Genomic DNA, 20,978 nt, shown 5'->3' with positions numbered 1-20,978 from the left:
GCGGCGGGTCTCCGGCTTTCGGGGCGGGTGCTACTCGCCGAGTCCGGCCAGGTCGCGCAGGCGGCGGGCCTGGGCGGCGCGTTCCGCGGTGCGCTGGGACTCGTAGTCCCTGTCGCGCGCGCCCTGGAGCAGTGCCTTGGTCTCGATCACGGCGTCGCGCGGCGCCGCCAGGATCGCCGAGGCCAGGTCGCGTACCGCGCCGTCGAGCTGGTCGGCGGACACGGCGAGGTTGGCCAGGCCCGTGCTGACGGCCTCCTGGGCCTGGACGAACCGCCCGGTCACGCAGATCTCCAGCGCGCGGGCGTACCCGACCAGGCCGACGAGCGGATGGGTGCCCGTCAGGTCCGGGACGAGGCCGAGGCCGGTCTCGCGCATGGCGAACTGCGCGTCGTCGGCGACGACACGCAGGTCGCAGGCGAGAGCGAGCTGGAAGCCCGCCCCGATGGCGTGCCCCTGCACGGCGGCGATGGACAGGATGTCGCTGCGCCGCCACCAGGTGAACGCCTCCTGGTATTCGGCGATGGTCGCGTCCAGCTCGGCGTCCCCGCCACGCGCGAGGTCGATGAACGACGGCTCGCCGTCGAAGCCCTCGGGCGTGAACGCCTGCCGGTCGAGCCCGGCCGAGAAGGACCTCCCCTCGGCCCGCAGCACGACGACCCGGACGGAGCCCGGCAGCAGCCGCCCGGCCTCGGTGAGCGCCCGCCACAGGGCGGGGCTCTGCGCGTTGCGCTTGGCCGGGTTGGTCAGCGTCACCGTGGCGATCGCGTCGTCGACGGTGAGCCGCACGCCGTCCTTGTCGAGTACGGAGCCTTCGGGTCCTTCCAGACCGTGGTCCTGGGCGGGCGTAACCATGGGGCGCCTCCGATGGGGTGCGGCAGTCCTCTGTGCCGTACGGGCGTCCGTACGGCATCCCTAAGTGACTGCACAGTAACCACCCGGCCGACCGGTCGGCCGACCGGGTGGCCACCCATCGGAGCCGAGGGGCCACCCGGGGATCAGGCCGTTGGAGCCTTCTTGCCCCGGGTCGCCCCGCCACGTCCGCGGAGATTGACGCCCGACTCGGTGAGCATGCGGTGCACGAAGCCATACGAGCGGCCGGTCTCCTCGGCCAACGCCCGGATGCTCGCACCGGCGTCGTACTTCTTCTTCAGGTCTTCCGCGAGCTTTTCGCGCGCGGGGCCGGTCACCCGGCTGCCCTTCTTCAGAGTCTCGGCCACCCGTGCCTCCTCATGGGAAGTGCGCTCTGGTCTCCTCATGATCACCCCTCCGGGCCGTCATGGCCACCCATTCGGCAAGGTCGATGAGACAGGGATGTGACGACAGGAGCGAGTCCCCACATGCGGAAGCCAGAATTCCGATGGATCGGGTGCGTACCGCCGAACGGGTTCTTTCGTGAAGTTCCAGGTCAGAAAGGCGGAGCGGCCGAGCCTCCGGCGGGGAGGGCTCGGCCGCGAAAATGGATGTAGGACACACCTCGGTACGAGGAGATCTCACACAGATGGTGGATCACGGCTCGGCCGAATGATCCATACTCAGTGGATCATCCATTCGATCAAGCCAGGGCGACGAGATCCGCGTAGTCGGAGCCCCACAGGTCCTCGATCCCGTCCGGAAGCAGGATGATCCGCTCCGGCTGGAGCGCGTCCACGGCGCCCTCGTCGTGGGTGACCAGGACGACCGCGCCCTTGTAGGTGCGCAGGGCGCCGAGGATCTCCTCGCGGCTGGCCGGGTCGAGGTTGTTGGTGGGCTCGTCGAGCAGCAGCACGTTCGCCGCGGACACCACCAGGGTGGCCAGCGCCAGACGGGTCTTCTCGCCGCCGGAGAGCACGCCGGCCGGCTTGTCGACGTCGTCACCGGAGAACAGGAACGAGCCGAGCACCTTGCGGACCTCGACCAGGTCCATGTCGGGCGCGGCGGAGCGCATGTTCTCCAGCACCGTGCGGTCGGGGTCGAGGGTCTCGTGCTCCTGGGCGTAGTAGCCGAGCTTGAGGCCGTGACCGGGGACCACGGCGCCGGTGTCGGGCTGCTCGACACCCGCGAGGAGCCGCAGCAGGGTGGTCTTGCCCGCGCCGTTGAGGCCGAGGATGACGACCCGGGAGCCCTTGTCGATGGCCAGGTCGACGTCGGTGAAGATCTCCAGCGAGCCGTACGACTTCGACAGGCCCTCGGCCATCAGCGGGGTCTTGCCGCAGGGCGCGGGCTCCGGGAAGCGCAGCTTGGCGACCTTGTCGGACTGGCGTACCGCCTCCAGGCCGGACAGCAGCTTGTCCGCGCGCCGGGCCATGTTCTGCGCGGCGACCGTCTTGGTGGCCTTGGCACGCATCTTGTCGGCCTGCGAATGGAGCGCGGCGGCCTTCTTCTCGGCGTTGGCGCGCTCCCGCTTGCGGCGCTTCTCGTCGGCCTCGCGCTGCTGCTGGTAGAGCTTCCAGCCCATGTTGTAGATGTCGATCTGGGCGCGGTTGGCGTCCAGGTAGAACACCTTGTTGACGACCGTCTCGACCAGGTCGACGTCGTGGGAGATCACGATGAAGCCGCCGCGGTAGGTCTTGAGGTAGTCGCGCAGCCAGATGATCGAGTCGGCGTCGAGGTGGTTGGTCGGCTCGTCGAGCAGCAGCGTGTCGGCGTCGGAGAACAGGATCCGGGCCAGTTCGATACGGCGGCGCTGACCGCCGGAGAGGGTGTGCAGGGGCTGGCCGAGCACCCGGTCGGGCAGGTTCAGCGCGGCGGCGATCGTGGCGGCCTCGGCCTCGGCCGCGTACCCGCCCTTGGTGAGGAACTCCGTCTCCTGGCGCTCGTACTGCTTGAGCGCCTTCTCGCGGGTGCCGCCCTTGCCGTTGGCGATGCGCTGTTCGTTGTCGCGCATCTTGCGGATCAGGACGTCGAGGCCGCGCGCGGAGAGGATGCGGTCGCGGGCGAGCATGTCCAGGTCGCCGGTGCGGGGGTCCTGCGGGAGGTAGCCGACCTCGCCGGAGCGGGTGATGGTGCCGGCGGCGGGGATGCCCTCACCGGCGAGGCACTTGGTGAGGGTGGTCTTGCCGGCGCCGTTGCGGCCGACCAGGCCGATGCGGTCACCCTTGGTGACGCGGAAGGTGGCGCTTTCGATGAGAACGCGGGCACCGGCGCGCAGCTCGATGCCGGAGGCGGAGATCACGGACAGACTCCAGGGCGGGTGGGTGGCGGGATGGGCGGTCAGAGAGATGCCGCGCGAAGCGCGCCGTCGCAAGGGTGGCGGCGGGCGACGGGCGGGCGTACCCGCCGTCTAATGCGCGAGGAGAATGGCCATGGAGCCAGTCTAACGGGGGCGTGCAAGCGCTTTTTCCGGGTTCCGTCCTCGCGGGCCGTTGTCAGTGGCGGGTGCAAGACTGGCGAGACGCTGGATACCAGACTTTCCGGGACCGACTCACGAGGGAGTGATCGGCATGGCAGGCACGGACGGCACCCGCCCGAGCATGTACCCGACACTGCTGTACACGGACGCGAAGGCGGCGATCCGGCAGCTCACGGAGGCCTTCGGCTTCACGGAGCTGGCCGTCTACGAGGGGGAGGACGGCAAGGTGGCCCACGCGGAGCTGTCGCTGGGCAACGGCGCGGTGATGCTCGGCTCGAAGGGCACCGGCAGCCGCTTCGACGAACTGATGAAGGGCGCGGGTCCGGCGGGGACGTACGTCGTGGTGGACGACGTCGACGCGCATCACCGGCGGGCCGCGGAGCACGGCGCGGAGATCCTGATGCCTCCGACGGACCAGGACTACGGCTCGCGGGACTACATGGCCCGGGACCTGGAGGGGAACATCTGGAGCTTCGGGACCTACGCCCCCGAGATCCGCGCCTGATCCGCGCCGGATCCGCGCCTGAGCCGATCCCGCCCGGGTCCGGCGCCGGACCGGCGGTCCGGCGCCGGACCGGCGGTTCACAGAATCGGCCCGTGTGCCGGGCCGGGCGGCTCAGCTGCCGCCGGTGTGCACCTGGAAGGCGGCCCGGCGCACGGCCTTGGCCAGGGCCGGGTCCGGGTGCGCGGCGGCGAGCGCCACCAGGACCTGCACGGTGCGCGGGTGCCCGACGGCGCGCACCTCGTCGAGCAGCGCCGGGACGGTCGGCTGCACGGCGGACTCCAGATGGCGTACGAGCATGGGGGCCTCACCGTGGTCGGCGACCGCGGCCGCGGTGTCGACCCACAGCCAGGTGGCCTCCCGGCGGGTGAGGGCCTCGTGGGCGTCCTCCGGGTCGGCCCCGTCGTGCTCGGCCAGCCACAGCAGCGCGTACGGCCTGAGCGTCGGTTCGTCGAGCACGGCCCGGACCTCGGGCTCGGCGGGGGCGCCGACGACGCGCAGCGCCTCGAAGGCCAGGCCGCGCAGCAGGGCGTCCTCGCCGCGTGCGGCGGCGAGGAGTTCGGTGACGGCGCTGCCGACGGGGCGGGCGGCGAGCCAGGCGCGGTATTCGGCGCGGGCCGCGTTCGGGCGGAGCTGGGCGCAGCCGCGGAGCATGTCCTCGGCCGACCGCTCGATGTTCCCGGCGGGGCTCTGCGCGGCGACGCAGATCTGCTCCAGTTTGACCCAGACCGCCCAGCTGCCCAGCGGGGTGAGCGTGGCCTGGCCCTCGCCGCAGGTCAGGGCGCCGACGGCGGCCAGGGCGTGCAGCGCCCAGTCGAGCAGCGGGGCGAGGGCCGCGTCGTCGCGGGGCGCCTCCGGGAGGGGATCGACGCCGGCGCCGTAGGGGACCTCGCAGCGCTCGGTGCGCAGTTCGGTGACCCGCTGCTGGAGCAGGTCGAGCAGCTGGGCCACGGGGACGGGTCCGGCGGAGAGCTGGAGGAAGGAGAGCACCTGGGGCATGGCCGAGACGACCTCGGCGACGGCCGCGGGCTCGTGGCCGTCGGGCTCGGGGTGGGCGAGCGACCAGGCGTCGAAGAGGGCGACCCAGCCGCGCAGCACGGCGCTGTCGTCGCGGTCCCAGGCGCGCAGCCGCCAGCCGGGGCGGGCGCTGTCGCCGTGCACCTCGACCAGTCCGGCGAGCCGCGCGGTGTCCCAGTCGGCGCGCACCTGAGCGGCGGTCAGTCCCAGCTCCCGCCCGGCCCGTTCGGCCGTTTCGTCGGACAGGGTGGCCTTGCCGTCACAGGTCCCGGCCTCGCTGCCGGGGCCGAGGACGGCGTCCGCCCAGCGGGCGACGCGGACGGCACCGGCCAGGCCGGAGCGCGCCATTCTGGCCAGCTCCGACCGTGCCGGTGTGCCCTCCGGGGGGCGCGGTGCATGGCGGCGTGGGCGCCGCTGGTCGATCGCTCTGGGGGCGGCGGCCAGGGGTCGCGGGCGGACGAGTCGGAGCCTGGAGTCGCGCGGGATACGGGACGTCACGGGGGCAGTCTTCCGGTTGACGGTCCGAAAACCCAAACGGAATGTCACGAGGGGCGACGGGGATGGCCGACGCAGGGGCCCGGAGAGCGGCGGGGGGCGCGAACAGGCCAGTGGTACGGCGATAAACGGAACGGCGGTGTCGGCAGCTGGAGAGACCCGCGCGCTGCCCCGTGCGGGTCTGTCCGAGCGTCCGGAACCGCCGGAAGCCCCGGTCCCGGCCGGAGGGCCCTGCCCCACGGCCGGTCCGGCGCCGGTCCGCACCGGACTACATCAGCGGGGTGAGGAAGCGGCGCAGCGACTCCTCGTAGGTGTCCGGACCGGCGTTCCACATGGCCGCGTGCGGGGCGTGCTCCACGGTGTGGAGCGCGACCAGCCGGGGGTGGGCGTCGGCGAACCGGCGGGAGTACAGCCAGGGCGCCACCGTGTCGCCCGGTCCGTGGAAGAGCAGGGCCGGGACGCCGAGGCTGTCGTGCTCGGCGGCGGTGCCGGCGCGGTCGGCGGCCAGGCCCGTGCGGCCCTGGGCGGCGCGGACGGCCAGCGGCATCAGCGCGCCGGGGGTGCGGCGGGCCGCGGCCAGGGCGCGCAGGGTCGCCTCCCAGTTGAGCACCGGGGAGTCCAGGACGAGTCCGGAGATGCTGTCGCGCACGCCGGAGCGGGTGGCGGCGCGCAGCGCCATGGTGGCGCCGGTGGACCAGCCGAGCAGGACGACCCGGCGGGCTCCGTGGCCGAGGGCGTAGCGGATGGCCGCGTCCAGGTCCCGCCACTCGGTCTCGCCGAAGTGGTGGAGCCGGTCGGGCGACCGGGGTGCGCCGACGTCGCCTCGGTAGGCGAGGGCGAGAACCGGGAAGTGCATGCGGCTCAGCAGGGCCATGAGGTTCATGGCGTGTTCGCGGGTGCCGCCCAGGCCGTGCACGGCGATCACCCAGGTGCCGCGGGCTCCGGGCAGGAACCAGGCCGGGAGGGCGCCGAGTTCGCCGGGGACCTCGACGTCGGTGTGGTCCAGACCGAGGGCCGTACCGGGGTCGCCGACGTACAGGTTCGGGGTGAGCCACGCCTTGTCGCCGGCCCGCAGGGTGCCGTGGGTGACGGCTTCGAGGCGGCGTACGACGGTGTCGGCGGGGTGCGACGCGGTGGGCAGGACCGGGCCGACGACCGCGTGGGTGCCGTCGGCGGCGAGGCCGTACCGGCCGGGCCGCAGTGCGGCCAGGTCCCGGGTGAGCGTGATCTGCCCGGCCGCGGTGCCGTGCACGGTGAGCCGGGGTTCGGTGGGCAGGGGCCGGCCGGGCGGCGCCTTGAGCGCGGCGTCGCCGGCGAGACGGCCGGCGGCGACGCTCGCTGCGCCGGCTGCCAGGGCTGCGGTGACGGCGGCGGCCGTCGCGGTGACAGTGCGCACGCCCTCCAGTGTCCAGGTGGACCCCGCCTCCGGCCAGTGGGGGGCGGGGGCGGAGTGACGGGGACGGGGGCACGGAGGGGGCACGGCGCGGGACAGGGCAGCGGTACGGGGCGATGGAGGGGGCCGGCGCAGGGGCGCGGCGCGGAAGCACGGCGCGGGGGCGGCCCGCTCAGCCCGGCTGCCCGTACCCCCGCAGGCGTTCGCTCACCTCCGCCAGCTGGGACTCGGTCAGCAGGGACGGTGTCAGGCCCGGGACCGAGGAGGCGGTCAGCCACAGGCGGCACATCCACTCGAGTTGGGCGGTGCGGTCGTAGGCCTGGTCGAGGGTGGCGCCGTAGGTGATGGTGCCGTGGTTCCGAAGGAGGCAGCCGGAGCGGTCGGCGAGGGCTCGGAGCATGTGCTCGGCCAGTTCACCGGTGCCGTACGTCGCGTACGGGGCGACGCGGACGGGTCCGCCGAGCGCGGCGGCCATGTAGTGGACGAGCGGCAGCTCCCGGACGAGGGTCGAGACGGCGGTCGCGTGCACCGCGTGGGTGTGGACGACCGCGCGGGCCCCGGTGCTGCGGTACACGGCGAGGTGCATGGGCAGTTCGCTGGTGGGCACCAGCGTCCCGCGCACCTGCCGCCCGTCGAGGCCGACGCCGGTCACGTCGTCCGGCGTCAGCCGGTCGTAGGGCACACCCGAGGGCGTGACCAGGACGGTGTCCCCGACCCGCACCGAGACGTTGCCGGACGTGCCGACCACCAGACCGTCGGCCACCGTGCGCCGGGCCGTCGCCACCAGCGCCTCCCAGGCCTGCGCCTCCTCCTCGCAGACGCCCTCCCGCGCGTTCTCGCGAGCGTCTTCCCGCGCGTTCTCGCCCGCCCGCCCGCCGCGTGCCTCCGTCACCACCGGCACCTCCTCCAGGGCGCTCGCGCGCCCCCGTCGCCCCGCCGTCGACCGGCCTCGCGGCGATCCTGCCAGGCGCGCCCGCCGGAGCGCCGCCGGGCGGGCTGCCGGAGGCCGGAGCCGGCCGCCGGAAAGGGGCGTGACCTGGCACTCCGTCGGCTCTCAGGCCGGCGACGAGTCCCCCCGACGGGCGACGTGTCCCGACGGCTGCACCCTGCCGGGTGACCAACGTCTCCTCGACGGGTCCCCGGTTCGGCTGAAAGCGTCCGCCCGGGCGGCTGACCCCCGGTAACGGCCGGAATCAGGCGGACGCGGGCGGCCCTACGGGCCGGGGGCGGGCCGCGCGGTAGCGGCGACCCCGCTTCCGGACACCGTGAAGCCCCGCCCAGTTCATCTTCCGTTCACCCACGTTACCTACGTTCGACGCGCCAACGACCTCGAACGATTGCCTGGGTAAATGGAAAGCTTCTCGCTGATCCTCGCGATTGTGGTGGTAACCGCACTCGCGTTCGATTTCACGAACGGTTTCCACGACACCGCGAACGCGATGGCCACGACCATTTCCACGGGCGCCATGAGGCCCAAGGTCGCGGTGGCCATGTCCGCCGTCCTCAACCTGGTGGGCGCCTTCCTCTCGGTGGAGGTCGCCAACACCATCTCCAAGGGTCTCGTCGACGAGACCGGCATCCGTCCCGAGGTCATCTTCGCCGCACTGGTCGGCGCGATCCTCTGGAATCTGCTGACCTGGCTGGTCGGGCTCCCGTCCAGCTCCTCGCACGCCCTCATGGGCGGTCTCATCGGTGCCGCCGTCGCCTCGGCCGGCATCGGCGCGGTCAACGGCGACGTGCTCGTCACCAAGGTCCTGATCCCGGCGATCGCCGCCCCGCTGGTCGCGGGCCTCGCGGCGATGCTCGGCGCCCGGCTGACGTACAAGCTGGGCAAGAAGTCCGACGGCACGCAGGCGGCCCAGAAGGGCTACCGCGCCGGGCAGATCGCCTCCGCGGGCCTGGTCTCGCTGGCCCACGGCACCAACGACGCCCAGAAGACGATGGGTGTCATCACCCTGGCCCTGGTCACCGGTGGCGCCCTCGCCCCCGACTCGGACCCGCCCATGTGGGTCATCCTCTCCGCGGGCATCGCCATCGCGCTCGGCACCTACCTCGGCGGCTGGCGGATCATCCGCACCATGGGCAAGGGCCTGACCGACCTCCAGCCGCAGCAGGGCTTCGCCGCCCAGACCAGCGCGGCCACGGTCATCCTGGCCTCCTCCCACCTCGGCTTCTCCCTCTCCACCACGCACTCCGTCTCCGGCGCGGTGATGGGCTCGGGTCTCGGCCGCAAGGGCGGTGTGGTCCGCTGGTCCACGGCCACCCGGATGTTCGTCGCCTGGGGCCTGACGCTGCCGGCCGCGGCCCTGGTCGCCGCCGTCGCGGAGTGGGTCACCGGCTTCGGCGACTGGGGCACGGCGGCCGTCGCGGTCTTCCTCGTCGTCTCCAGCGCCGCGATCTGGAAGATCTCCCGGCGCGAGGTGGTCGACCACACCAACGTCAACGACCACGAGCCCGCGCAGACCGGTGTGGTGACCCAGGCCGTGGCCGCCGTGACCCCGCCGCCCACGTCCGCCGCCGAGGAGCTGGTGGCCACCGTCCCGGCCCAGGGCGACGTCCGCGACGCCAAGACCCCGTCGACCACCACCGTCTGAGCCCGCAGGAGTAAGCACCATGAAGATCGACTGGGCAGCCCTCGGCTCCGTCTTCGGGGTCAGTCTCGTGACCACCGTGGCCCTGGTGGGCCTGTTCGTCCTCGGCATCGCCGGCCTCGCCCGCAAGGAGCGGGCCGCGGAGCAGGGCGGCGGCGCGGCCCTCGCCGTCACCGGCGCCTACGCCTGCTTCGCGGCGTGCGCGGCGGCGGTGGCGTACGGCATCTATCTGATCGTCGCCTGACCCAGGGCACCGGGAGGGGTGCGGGACGGACAGCACCGTCCCGCACCCCTTTCGCGTGCCCGCGCACACCTCCCGGGTGTGGGGCTCCGCACACTCCCCCCTCGCAGGTCAACGGCAAGTTGACGGGTGTTCGCGGGCCGTGGTGGACTTCCCGAGCCAATACGGCGGCAGGAGAGGAAGCCGGTGCGAATCCGGCGCGGTCCCGCCACTGTCACCGGGGGCTCGTCCCCCGGGAGCCAGGAACTCTCACCGCCGATTTCGTCGAACCAGGGCGCGGACACCCTGAGTGAGGACAATCGCCATGCACGGCTGCTGCCGACCGAGGAACACCCGCGACACTTCGCCCTTCCGCACGCTCGGCTGAACCGATGCGGGCCGAACGCGTCTTCGCGTACGGCGCCGCCGCCGGCCTGCTCGGCGACCTGGTCCTCGGCGATCCGCGCCGCGGGCACCCGGTCGCCGCGTTCGGGCGGGCCGCCGGTGCCGTGGAACGGGTGCTGTGGCGCGACCACCGCGGCTGGGGCGCGCTGCACACGGCCGTGTGCGCCGGTGGCGCCGTCGCCCTCGGGGCCGCCGCCGCACGGGCCGTCCGCACCTCCCCCGCCGCCTCCGTCGCGCTGACCGGCGCCGCCACCTGGGCCGTCGTCGGTGGGACCTCGCTCGCCCGCGAGGCCGGTGCGATCGGGCGCGCGCTGCGGTCCGGGGACGTCGAGGCCGCCCGGGCGCGGCTGCCGCACCTGTGCGGCCGGGATCCACAGGCGCTGGACGCCGACGGGATCGCCCGGGCCGTCGTCGAGTCCGTCGCCGAGAACACCTCCGACGCGGTGGTCGGCGCGCTGGTGTGGGGCGCCGTCGGCGGCGTGCCGGGCCTGCTGGGCTTCCGGGCCGTGAACACCCTCGACGCCATGGTCGGCCACAAGTCCTCCCGGTACCGCCGCTACGGCTGGGCCTCCGCCCGCCTCGACGACCTGGCCGGCTGGCCGGGCGCCCGGCTCACCGCCGCCCTGGCCACCGTGGCCGGCGGCGATCCGCGCGGCGCCGTCCGGGCCTGGCGCGCCGACGCGGACGGGCATCCGAGCCCCAACGCCGGTCCCGTGGAGGCCGCGTTCGCGGGTGCCCTGGGCGTGCGGCTGGGCGGGACGCTCTCCTACGGCGGCCGGGTGGAGCACCGGCCCGTGCTCAACGGGGCGGCGGGACGCGCCGTCCGGGCCGACGACATCGACCGGGCCGTACGGCTCTCCCGGCGCGTGGGCTGGCTGGCGCTCGGCGTGTGCGCCGGCGCGCGGCTGCTGGCACGCCGGGTGGTCACGAAAGGACGGACGTCATGAACGGTGGGCTCCTGGTCGCCGGCACCACCTCCGACGCCGGCAAGAGCGTCGTCACGGCCGGTATCTGCCGCTGGCTGGTGCGGCAGGGCGTGAAGGTGGCGCCCTTCAAGGCGCAGAACATGTCGCTCAACTCCTTCGTCACCCGCGAGGGCGCGGAGATCGGCCGGGCGCAGGCCATGCAGGCCCAGGCCTGCCGCGTGGAGCCGACCGCGCTGATGAACCCGGTGCTGCTCAAGCCGGGCGGCGAGCGGAGCAGCCAGGTGGTGCTGCTCGGCAAGCCGGTCGGGGAGCTGAGCGCGCGCGGCTACCACGGCGGGCGGCAGCAGAAGCTGCTCGGCACCGTGCTGGACTGCCTCGCCGAGCTGCGGGGCACGTATGACGCGGTGATCTGTGAGGGGGCGGGCAGTCCGGCGGAGATCAACCTGCGCCGGACCGACATCGTGAACATGGGGATCGCCCGGGGGGCCGGGCTCCCCGTCCTCGTCGTCGGCGACATCGACCGCGGGGGTGTGTTCGCGTCCTTCTTCGGCACGGTGGCACTGCTGGCGCCCGAGGACCAGGCCCTGGTCGCCGGGTTCCTCGTCAACAAGTTCCGGGGCGACGTGTCGCTGCTGGAGCCGGGCCTCGACATGCTCCGGAACCTCACCGGGCGGCGGACGTACGGCGTCCTGCCCTTCCGGCACGGGCTCGGCATCGACGAGGAGGACGGGCTGCGGATCTCCCTGCGGGGGACGGTGCGGGAGTCGGTCGTCGCGCCGCCGCTCGGCGAGGACGTGCTGCGGGTCGCCGTCTGCGCGGTCCCGCTGATGTCCAACTTCACGGACGTGGACGCGCTGGCCGCCGAGCCGGGCGTCGTGGTGCGGTTCGTGGACCGGCCGGAGGAGCTGGCCGACGCCGATCTGGTGGTCGTGCCGGGGACACGCGGGACGGTCCGGGCGCTGGAGTGGCTGCGGGAGCGGGGCCTGGCGGACGCCCTCGTCCGCAGGGCCGCCGAGCAGCGGCCCCTGCTCGGCGTCTGCGGCGGCTTCCAGCTCCTCGGCGAGCACATCGAGGACGACGTCGAGAGCCGCCGGGGCCACGTCGACGGGCTCGGCGTCCTGCCCGTGCGGGTGCGGTTCGCCCGCGAGAAGACCCTCACCCGGCCCGCGGGCGAGGCCCTCGGCGAGCAGGTCGAGGGCTACGAGATCCACCACGGGGTCGCCGAGGTCCTCGGTGGCGAAGCGTTCATCTCCGATGGCGGTGGACGCAGCCTGGACGGCTGCCGGGTCGGCCAGACCTGGGGCACGCACTGGCACGGCTCGCTGGAGTCGGACGGATTCCGGCGGGCGTTCCTGCGCGAGGTGGCCGCCGCCGCGGGCCGCCGCTTCGTGCCGGCCCCCGACACCTGCTTCGCCGCGCTGCGCGAGCAGCAGCTCGACCGGCTCGGCGACCTGATCGAACAGCACGCGGACACGGACGCGCTGTGGCGGCTCATCGAGTCCGGCGCGCCACAAGGACTGCCCTTCATTCCACCGGGAGCGCCCGCATGAGCACAGTGTTGTTGTTGTCGACCGCCGACACGGATCTGCTGGCGGCACGAGCCTCCGAGGCCGCGTACCGGATCGGCAACCCGACCCGGGTGGACGTCCGGGAGGAGCTGCCGGGCCTGGTCCAGGGCGCCGACATCGCCGTCGTACGGCTGCTGGGCGGCAAGCGGGCCTGGGAGGACGGGCTCGCCGCGCTGAAGGCGTCCGGCATCCCGACCGTGCTGCTGGGCGGCGAGGCCGTGCCGGACGCGGAGCTGATGGCCGAGTCGTCGGTGCCGGCCGGTGTGGTGGCGGAGGCGCTGCGCTACCTGGTCGAGGGCGGGCCCGCCAACCTCACGCAGCTGGCCCGGTTCCTGTCCGACACCGTGCTGCTGACCGGCGAGGGCTTCGACGAGCCCCGCAAGATGCCCGAGTACGGCGTACGCGGGGAGCGCGCCCGGGTGGCGGGCCGCCCGACCGTGGGCGTGCTCTTCTACCGTGCGCACGAGCTGAGCGGCAACACCGCCTTCGTCGACACGCTGTGCGACGCGATCGAGGCGCGCGGCGCCAACGCGCTGCCGGTGTACTGCGGTTCGCTGCGCGGCGCCGACCCGGAGCTGTACGAGATCCTGGGCCGGGCCGACGCCCTGGTCGCCACCGTTCTGGCGGCCGGCGGCACGCACGCCTCGCAGGCGTCGGCGGGCGGTGACGAGGAGGCCTGGGACATCGGGGCGCTTGCGGACCTGGACGTCCCGGTGCTGCAGGGGCTCTGCCTGACCTCCTCGCGGGCGGCCTGGGAGGAGTCGGACGCCGCCCTCTCCCCCATGGACGCGGCGATGCAGGTGGCGATCCCGGAGTTCGACGGCCGGTTGATCACGGTGCCGTTCTCCTTCAAGGAGCAGGCCGGCGAGGGCGGCGCCGACGTCCCGGTCTACGTCGCCGACCCCGAGCGGGCCGCGCGCGTCGCCGGGATCGCCGTGCGGCACGCGGCGCTCAGGCACAAGCCGAACGCGGACAAGAAGCTGGCGCTGGTCTTCACGGCGTACCCGACCAAGCACTCCCGCGTCGGCAACGCGGTCGGCCTGGACACCCCGGCGTCGGCCGTCCGGGTCCTGGACGCGCTGCGGGACGCCGGGTACTCCCTCACCGAGTACCCCTCCGGCGGCGACGAGCTGATCCACCGGCTCATCGAGGCCGGCGGCCACGACGTGGAGTGGCTGACGGAGGACCAGTTGGCGGCGGCGCCCGCGCGGGTGCCGCTGGCCGACTACCGGGAGTGGTTCGACGGGCTCGATCCGGAACTCAGGGAAGCCATGCTGGAGGCGTGGGGCGAGCCGCCGGGCTCGCTGTACGTCGACGGGGACGACATCGTGCTCGCCTCGCTGCGGTTCGGGAACGTCGTCGTGATGATCCAGCCGCCGCGCGGCTTCGGGGAGAACCCGATCGCGATCTACCACGACCCCGACATGCCGCCGTCCCACCACTACCTGGCGGCCTACCGCTGGCTGGAGAACAGCTTCGGCGCCGACGCCGTCGTGCACATGGGCAAGCACGGCACGATGGAGTGGCTGCCGGGCAAGGGGCTGGGGCTGAGCGCCGGGTGCGCGCCGGACGCCGTGCTCGGCGAGCTGCCGCTGATCTACCCGTTCATCGTCAACGACCCCGGCGAGGGCACCCAGGCCAAGCGGCGCGGGCACGCGACCGTGGTCGATCACCTCGTACCGCCGATGGCGCGGGCCGACACCTACGGCGACCTGGCCAAGCTGGAGCAGCTGCTCGACGAGTACGCGCTCGTCTCCGACCTGGACCCGGCCAAGGCGCCGGCCGTGCGCGCGCAGATCTGGACGCTGGTCAAGGCGGCCGAGCTGCACCACGACCTGCACGTCGACGAGCAGCCGGACGACGACGAGTTCGACGAGTTCGTCATGCACATCGACGGCTACCTGTGCGAGATCAAGGACGTGCAGATCCGCGACGGCCTGCATGTCCTGGGCGGCGGCCCGGTCGGTGAGCCGCGCGTCAACCTGGTGCTGGCCGTGCTGCGCGCCTCTCAGGTGTGGGGCGGGCAGGCGAACGCGCTGCCGGGCCTCAGGGCGTCGCTGGCGGGGCACTTCGGCCTGGTGGAGAAGGAGTTGCTGGCCGAGCCGGGCGCACCGGTGAAGGTGCCGGTCGAGCTGACCGACCTGGTGGCGGGGCCGTCCCGGACCGGCGCCGACGCGATCGACCTGCTGGAGCAGCTGTGCCGGCGGATCGCGGAGGGCATGGAGGAGCGTGACTGGGCGGTCGCGGAGAGCCGCCCGCTGGTCCGGGAGGTGCTCGGCACCGAACTTCCGGAGGCCGTCGCGGTGCTGGAGTTCGCGTGCACCGAGGTCGTGCCGCGGCTGGCCCGGACCACGGACGAGATCGGGCACATCCTGCGGGCGCTGGACGGCGGTTACGTCCCGGCCGGGCCGTCGGGTTCGCCGACGCGCGGCCTGGTGAACGTGCTGCCGACCGGCCGGAACTTCTACTCCGTCGACCCCAAGGCGATCCCGTCCCGGCTGAGCTGGGAGGTCGGCCAGTCGCTGGCGGACTCCCTGGTGCAGCGGTACCTGAACGACACCGGCGAGTATCCGGAGTCCGTCGGCCTGACGGTGTGGGGCACGTCCGCCATGCGCACCCAGGGCGACGACATCGCCGAGATCCTGGCGCTGCTGGGCTGCCGTCCGGTGTGGGACGACGCCTCGCGCCGGGTGACGGGCTTCGAGGTGGTGCCCCTCGAGGAGCTGGGCCGGCCGCGCATCGACGTGACCGTGCGCATCTCCGGCTTCTTCCGGGACGCGTTCCCGCACGTCGTCGCGCTGATCGACGACGCGGTGCGGACGGTGGCCGAGCTGGACGAGCCCGCCGAGTCCAACCACGTACGGGCGCACGCCGACGCGGACACCGCCGAGCACGGCGACCGGCGCCGGGCCACGGCCCGGATCTTCGGCTCCAAGCCGGGGGCGTACGGGGCCGGCCTGCTGCCGCTGATCGACGCCCGGAACTGGCGGTCGGACGCGGACCTGGCCGAGGTCTACGCCGTCTGGGGCGGCTACGCCTACGGGCGCGGGCTGGACGGGCGGGCGGCGCGCGGCGACATGGAGACGGCGTTCAAGCGGATCGCCGTCGCCGCGAAGAACGTCGACACCCGCGAGCACGACCTCGTGGACGCCGACGACTACTTCCAGTACCACGGCGGCATGGTGGCGATGGTGCGGCACCTGACGGGTGAGAGCCCCGAGGCGTACGTGGGTGACTCGGCCACTCCCGACCAGGTCAAGACCCGCACGCTGGGCGAGGAGACGCACCGCGTCTTCCGCGCCCGGGTGGTCAACCCGCGCTGGATGGCGGCGATGCGGCGGCACGGTTACAAGGGCGCCTTCGAGATGGCGGCGACGGTGGACTACCTGTTCGGGTACGACGCCACCGCGGGGGTCGTCGACGACTGGATGTACGAGAAACTCAGCGCGGAGTACGTCTTCGCCCCGGAGAACCGGGACTTCATGAAGAAGTCCAACCCGTGGGCGCTGCGCGGCATCACCGAACGGCTGCTGGAGGCCGCCGACCGCGGCCTGTGGGCCGAACCGGACGCCGAGACGCTGGAGCGGCTGCGCGCCACCTACCTGGAGCTGGAGGGCGACTTGGAGGGTGACGACCAGTGACCACCCCGTTTCCGTTCACGGCCGTCGTCGGCCAGGACGACCTGCGCCTGGCGCTGCTGCTGAACGCCGTGTCCCCGGCGGTCGGCGGTGTGCTGGTGCGCGGCGAGAAGGGCACCGCGAAGTCCACGGCGGTGCGGGCGCTGTCGGCGCTGCTGCCCGAGGTCGCCGTGGTCCCCGGCTGCCGTTTCTCCTGTGACCCGCAGGCACCCGATCCGGGGTGCCCGGACGGACCGCACGAGCCGGGCGCGGGAGTCGAACGCCCGGCGCGGATGGTCGAGCTGCCCGTCGGCGCCTCCGAGGACCGGCTGGTCGGCGCCCTGGACATCGAGCGGGCGCTCGCGGAGGGCGTGAAGGCCTTCGAGCCGGGCCTGCTCGCCGACGCGCACCGCGGGATCCTCTACGTGGACGAGGTCAACCTCCTCCACGACCACCTGGTCGACCTGCTGCTGGACGCCGCGGCGATGGGCGCCTCGTACGTGGAGCGGGAGGGCGTCTCCGTACGCCACGCCGCCCGGTTCCTGCTGGTCGGCACCATGAACCCCGAGGAGGGCGAGCTGCGGCCGCAGCTGCTGGACCGGTTCGGGCTGACGGTGGAGGTCGCGGCCTCCCGGGAGCCCGATCAGCGCGTGGAGGTGGTGCGGCGACGGCTTGCGTACGACGACGATCCGGCCGGTTTCGCGGCGCGCTGGGCCGAGGAGGAGGCCGCCGTGCGGGCGCGGATCGTGGCGGCGCGGGAGCTGCTGCCGTCGGTGCGCCTCGGCGACGGGGCGCTGCGGCAGATCGCGGCGACCTGTGCCGCCTTCGAGGTGGACGGGATGCGGGCCGACATCGTGATGGCGCGCACGGCGACCGCGCTGGCGGCCTGGGCGGGACGGACCGACGTGCTCGCCGAGGACGTGCGCCAGGCGGCGCTGCTGGCACTCCCCCACCGGCGGCGGCGCAATCCGTTCGACGCGCCGGGGCTGGACGAGGACAAGCTCGACGAGACCCTCGCCGGCCAACAGGAGACCTCCGGGGACGACGATCCCGACCCGGGCCCGGACGGTCCCGGCGGCGGCGGTGGGGGCGGTGGGCAGCCGTCCCCCGACGCCGGCCCGCAGGACGGTGACACCGCCGCGCGGCCCGAGGCCGGTGAGGGCGGTGAGCCGCGGGCTTCCGGCGCGGGCGAGCAGTCCGCCGCACGGGCCGCGGAGCCGTTCCGCGCCAAGGTGCTGAGCGTGCCCGGCATCGGGGAGGGCACGGCCGGGCGGCGGTCGCGGGCGCGGACCGAGCACGGGCGGACGACCGGGGCCCGGCGGCCGCGGGGTGCGCTGACCAGGCTGCACCTGGCGGCGACCGTGCAGGCGGCGGCCCCGCACCAGCGCTCGCGCGGGCGCAGCGGGCCGGGGCTGGTGGTGCGCCGGGACGATCTGCGGCAGGCGACGCGGGAGGGCCGCGAGGGCAACCTCGTGCTGTTCGTCGTGGACGCCTCCGGCTCGATGGCCGCGCGGCAGCGGATGAGTGCCGTGAAGGGTGCCGTGCTGTCGCTGCTGCTCGACGCCTACCAGCGGCGGGACAAGGTCGGGCTGGTGACCTTCCGCGGGTCGGCGGCCGACGTGGCGCTGCCGCCGACGTCGTCCGTCGACGCCGCCGCCGCGCGGCTGGAGTCGCTGCCGACGGGCGGGCGGACGCCGCTGGCGGCCGGGCTGCTGAGGGCGCACGAGGTGCTGCGCGTGGAACGGCTGCGGGACCCGGCGCGCCGGCCGCTGGTCGTGGTGGTGACGGACGGGCGGGCGACCGGCGGCCCGGAGCCGGTGAGGCTGGCCGCGCGGGCGGCGGGACTGTTCGCGGCCGAGGGGGTCGCGTCGGTGGTCGTGGACTGCGAGGCGGGACCGGTGCGGCTGGGGCTCGCGGGGAAGCTCGCGGCCGGGCTGGGCGGTACGGCGGTGACGCTCGACGAGCTGCGGGCGGACTCGATCGCCGGTCTGGTGAAGGACGTTCAGGGCAACAGGAGGGCCGCGTAATGCCGCAGGGGAAGCCGACGGTCGTACCCGACGACGGTCTGACGACACGGCAGCGGCGCAACCGGCCGCTGGTCGTCGTGCACACCGGCATCGGCAAGGGCAAGTCGACCGCCGCGTTCGGGCTGGCGCTGCGCGCCTGGAACCAGGGGTGGCCGATCGGGGTGTTCCAGTTCGTCAAGTCGGCGAAGTGGAAGGTCGGCGAGGAGAACGCGCTGCGCGTGCTCGGCGCCTCCGGCGAGGGCGGCACCGTCGACTGGCACAAGATGGGCGAGGGCTGGTCCTGGGTGCAGCGCGACCTCCAGGGGGACAACGTCAGCAACGAGGAGAAGGCCCGGGAGGGCTGGGAGCAGGTCAAGCGTGACCTGGCGAGCGAGACGTACCGGCTGTACGTGCTGGACGAGTTCGCCTACCCGATGCACTGGGGGTGGGTGGACACGGACGAGGTCGTCTCCGTGCTGCGGGACCGGCCGGGGACCCAGCATGTCGTGATCACGGGGCGGAACGCGCCCGAGAAGCTGGTCGGCTTCGCCGACCTGGTGACCGACATGTCCAAGGTGAAGCACCCCATGGACGCCGGGCAGAAGGGGCAGAGGGGCATCGAGTGGTGATGTCCTCGTCCGTCCCCCGGCTGGTGATCGCCGCGCCCTCCTCGGGCAGCGGCAAGACCACCGTCGCCACGGGGCTGATGGCCGCCCTGGCGGGGCGCGGGCTGGCCGTGTCCCCGCACAAGGTCGGGCCGGACTACATCGACCCCGGGTACCACGCGCTCGCCACCGGGCGCGTGGGGCGGAACCTCGACGCGTACCTGTGCGGGCCGGAGCTGGTGGCTCCGCTGTTCCTGCACGGGGCGCGCGGCTGTGACATCGCCGTCGTCGAGGGTGTGATGGGGCTGTACGACGGGGCCGCGGGGGAAGGGGAACTGGCGTCCACCGCTCATGTCGCCAAGCTGCTGCGGGCGCCGGTGGTGCTGGTCGTCGACGCGTCGTCGCAGTCGCGGTCGGTGGCGGCGCTGGTGCACGGGTTCGCGTCCTGGGACCCGGAGGTGCGGGTCGGGGGCGTGGTCCTCAACAAGGTCGCCTCCGATCGGCACGAGGCGCTGCTGCGGGAGGCGCTGGACTCCGCCGGGGTGCCGGTGCTGGGGGTGCTGCGGCGGGTGCCGCAGGTGGACACGCCGTCGCGGCATCTGGGGCTGGTGCCGGTCGCCGAGCGGCGGGCGCAGGCGGTCGAGGCCGTCGCGGCGATGGCCGCGCAGGTCGCCGCCGGGTGTGACGTGGAGGCGCTGGTGGGGCTGGCGCGGAGCGCCGGGGGGCTGGACTGCGCGGCCTGGGACGCCGGTGCGGCACTGGATTCCCCCGTCTCCCCGGTCTCCCCAATTTCCCCGGTCTCCCCTGTCTCCCCGGTTTCGCTCTCCCCGGTTTGCTCGCCCCCGCCGCCCCTTCCCGCTCCCGGCCCCGGGGGCTCGGCCCCCAGGCCCTCGGTTCAGCCTGAGCGGCCTTGTCCTCAAGGGCCGGACGGGCTGAAGCGGGTCGCCGTCGCCGGTGGGGCCGCGTTCACGTTCTCCTATGCCGAGCACGCCGAGTTGCTCGCCGCCGCCGGGGCCGAGGTGGTCGTCGTGGATCCGCTGCGGGACGAGGGGCTGCCCGAGGGGACGGGCGGACTGGTGATCGGCGGGGGCTTCCCCGAGGTCTACGCCGGTGAGCTGTCCGCCAACGAACCGCTGCGCAGGGCCGTCCGCGAACTCGCCGAGTCCGGCGCTCCGGTCGCCGCCGAGTGCGCCGGGCTGCTGTACCTGTGCCGGGAGCTGGACGGGCTGCCGATGTGCGGGGTGCTGGACGCCTCCGCGCGGATGTCGGAGCGGCTCACGCTCGGGTACCGGGACGCCGTGGCCGTGACCGACAGCGCGCTGGCCGTCGCCGGGACGCGGCTGCGGGGGCACGAGTTCCACCGGACCGTGGTGGAGCCGGGGGCCGGGGCCGCGCCCGCGTGGGGTGTGCGGGCGCCCGAGCGGCGCGTCGAAGGTTTTGTACAGCGCGGTGTGCACGCGAGCTATCTGCACACGCACTGGGCGGCCGAGCCCGGTGTCGCCCGTCGGTTCGTGGAGAGGTGCCGGACGTCATGAGCAGCAGGCTGGTCGGAGTGGGGGTCGGGCCGGGGGACCCCGAGCTGGTCACCGTCAAGGGGGTCAACGCGCTGCGGGCCGCCGACGTCGTCGTGGTGCCCGTCATGGACAGCGGCGAGCGCGGGCGGGCCGAGGCGACCGTGCTGCACTACGTGCCCGAGGAGAAGGTCGTGCGGGTGGTGTTCGCCCTCAACGAGCGCACCGACCGGGCGCGGCGCGAGGCCGCCTGGGACGCGGCCGGCGAGCGGGTGGCCGGGCTGCTGCGGGCCCACGGGTACGTCGCCTTCGCCACCATCGGTGATCCCAACGTGTACTCGACGTTCACCTACCTGGCGCAGACCGTCGCCGCGCTGGTGCCGGGGACCGCCGTGGAGACCGTGCCGGGCATCACCGCCATGCAGGACCTCGCGGCGCGCTCCGGGGCCGTGCTGACCGAGGGTACGGAGCCGCTGACGCTGGTGCCGGTCACCGCCGGGGCCGCCGCGCTCAAGGACGCGCTGCACGGGCCGGGCACGGTCGTCGCCTACAAGTTCGGCCGGCAGGCCGCCGAGGTCGCCGAGGCGCTGCGGGAGTCCGGGCGGCTGGACGGCGCGGTGTGGGGGTCGGCGCTCGGGCTGCCGGAGGAGTCGGTCCGGCCGGCCGCCGAGCTGGCCGGGGGCCCGCTGCCGTACCTGTCGACGCTGATCGCGCCCGCCCGGCGCGACGGCGGCCGGGGCGGCAAGCTGTGAGCCGTACCGGACCGTGGCCGGTGCGGGAGCCGCGGTCGGTGC

At 74.1% G+C, this 20,978-nt stretch carries 16 protein-coding genes and 1 riboswitch; of the genes, 10 read left to right on the top strand and 6 right to left on the bottom strand.

Annotation, left to right across the window (positions count from 1 at the left end; translation table 11 throughout):
* Positions 1–30: 30 nt before the first annotated feature.
* The 3 genes from ACLGIH_RS26765 to ACLGIH_RS26755 form a co-directional block, all read right to left on the bottom strand.
* Positions 31–852, bottom strand: coding sequence for an enoyl-CoA hydratase/isomerase family protein (locus ACLGIH_RS26765; RefSeq protein ID WP_416527839.1), 822 nt, complete (start codon positions 850–852; stop codon positions 31–33).
* A gap of 143 nt (positions 853–995) precedes the next feature.
* On the bottom strand, positions 996–1,217 hold the full coding sequence (locus ACLGIH_RS26760; RefSeq protein WP_416527838.1) for a helix-turn-helix domain-containing protein: 222 nt from the start codon (positions 1,215–1,217) through the stop codon (positions 996–998).
* Positions 1,218–1,552: 335 nt separating this feature from the next.
* A complete protein-coding gene (locus ACLGIH_RS26755) occupies positions 1,553–3,151 on the bottom strand; it encodes an ABC-F family ATP-binding cassette domain-containing protein (protein WP_416527837.1) in 1,599 nt (532 codons plus the stop codon).
* 268 nt (positions 3,152–3,419) lie between these two features.
* Between ACLGIH_RS26755 and ACLGIH_RS26750 the strand changes: the two genes are divergently transcribed.
* Complete coding sequence (locus tag ACLGIH_RS26750; RefSeq protein WP_416527836.1) at positions 3,420–3,833, top strand: VOC family protein; 414 nt, start codon at positions 3,420–3,422, stop codon at positions 3,831–3,833.
* Positions 3,834–3,944: 111 nt separating this feature from the next.
* On the opposite strand, the gene ACLGIH_RS26745 is transcribed toward ACLGIH_RS26750, so the two are convergent.
* From ACLGIH_RS26745 to ACLGIH_RS26735, 3 genes are all read right to left on the bottom strand, one after another.
* A complete protein-coding gene (locus tag ACLGIH_RS26745; protein ID WP_416527835.1) occupies positions 3,945–5,195 on the bottom strand; it encodes a hypothetical protein in 1,251 nt (416 codons plus the stop codon).
* A 415-nt stretch (positions 5,196–5,610) separates the two neighbouring features.
* Positions 5,611–6,738: an alpha/beta hydrolase family protein gene (locus ACLGIH_RS26740; protein ID WP_416527834.1), complete on the bottom strand. Its 1,128-nt coding sequence runs from the start codon at positions 6,736–6,738 to the stop codon at positions 5,611–5,613.
* 169 nt (positions 6,739–6,907) lie between these two features.
* On the bottom strand, positions 6,908–7,627 hold the full coding sequence (locus tag ACLGIH_RS26735; RefSeq protein ID WP_416527833.1) for a class II aldolase/adducin family protein: 720 nt from the start codon (positions 7,625–7,627) through the stop codon (positions 6,908–6,910).
* A gap of 457 nt (positions 7,628–8,084) precedes the next feature.
* Between ACLGIH_RS26735 and ACLGIH_RS26730 the strand changes: the two genes are divergently transcribed.
* From ACLGIH_RS26730 to cobI, 9 genes are all read left to right on the top strand, one after another.
* On the top strand, positions 8,085–9,329 hold the full coding sequence (locus tag ACLGIH_RS26730; RefSeq protein ID WP_416527832.1) for an inorganic phosphate transporter: 1,245 nt from the start codon (positions 8,085–8,087) through the stop codon (positions 9,327–9,329).
* 19 nt (positions 9,330–9,348) lie between these two features.
* Positions 9,349–9,570 (top strand): hypothetical protein, encoded by a 222-nt coding sequence (locus ACLGIH_RS26725; protein ID WP_416527831.1) that lies wholly within the window; start codon positions 9,349–9,351, stop codon positions 9,568–9,570.
* 148 nt (positions 9,571–9,718) lie between these two features.
* Positions 9,719–9,838: riboswitch (cobalamin riboswitch) on the top strand.
* A 100-nt stretch (positions 9,839–9,938) separates the two neighbouring features.
* The gene (locus ACLGIH_RS26720; RefSeq protein ID WP_416527830.1) at positions 9,939–10,898 is read left to right on the top strand and encodes a cobalamin biosynthesis protein; all 960 of its coding nucleotides are present in this window, start codon (positions 9,939–9,941) and stop codon (positions 10,896–10,898) included.
* Complete coding sequence (locus ACLGIH_RS26715) at positions 10,895–12,427, top strand: cobyric acid synthase (RefSeq protein WP_416527829.1); 1,533 nt, start codon at positions 10,895–10,897, stop codon at positions 12,425–12,427. Before ACLGIH_RS26720 ends, ACLGIH_RS26715 begins: the two co-directional genes overlap by 4 nt.
* A complete protein-coding gene (cobN, locus tag ACLGIH_RS26710) occupies positions 12,424–16,086 on the top strand; it encodes a cobaltochelatase subunit CobN (RefSeq protein ID WP_416527828.1) in 3,663 nt (1,220 codons plus the stop codon). The genes ACLGIH_RS26715 and cobN overlap by 4 nt, the downstream gene beginning before the upstream one ends.
* Complete coding sequence (locus tag ACLGIH_RS26705; RefSeq protein ID WP_416527827.1) at positions 16,083–18,089, top strand: putative cobaltochelatase; 2,007 nt, start codon at positions 16,083–16,085, stop codon at positions 18,087–18,089. The genes cobN and ACLGIH_RS26705 overlap by 4 nt, the downstream gene beginning before the upstream one ends.
* Positions 18,089–18,697: a cob(I)yrinic acid a,c-diamide adenosyltransferase gene (cobO, locus tag ACLGIH_RS26700; protein WP_416527826.1), complete on the top strand. Its 609-nt coding sequence runs from the start codon at positions 18,089–18,091 to the stop codon at positions 18,695–18,697. The genes ACLGIH_RS26705 and cobO overlap by 1 nt, the downstream gene beginning before the upstream one ends.
* Entirely contained in the window at positions 18,697–20,208 is a 1,512-nt protein-coding gene (locus ACLGIH_RS26695) for a cobyrinic acid a,c-diamide synthase CobB (RefSeq protein WP_416527825.1), read from the top strand. Before cobO ends, ACLGIH_RS26695 begins: the two co-directional genes overlap by 1 nt.
* The gene (cobI, locus tag ACLGIH_RS26690; RefSeq protein ID WP_416527824.1) at positions 20,205–20,936 is read left to right on the top strand and encodes a precorrin-2 C(20)-methyltransferase; all 732 of its coding nucleotides are present in this window, start codon (positions 20,205–20,207) and stop codon (positions 20,934–20,936) included. Before ACLGIH_RS26695 ends, cobI begins: the two co-directional genes overlap by 4 nt.
* Positions 20,937–20,978 lie beyond the last annotated feature (42 nt).

Origin of the sequence: Streptomyces hamibioticus (assembly GCF_047946815.1) — a bacterium.
GTDB lineage: Bacteria > Actinomycetota > Actinomycetes > Streptomycetales > Streptomycetaceae > Streptomyces.
Note: the sequence above shows the minus strand (reverse complement) of the source record. Positions and strands in the feature narration are given on the sequence as shown.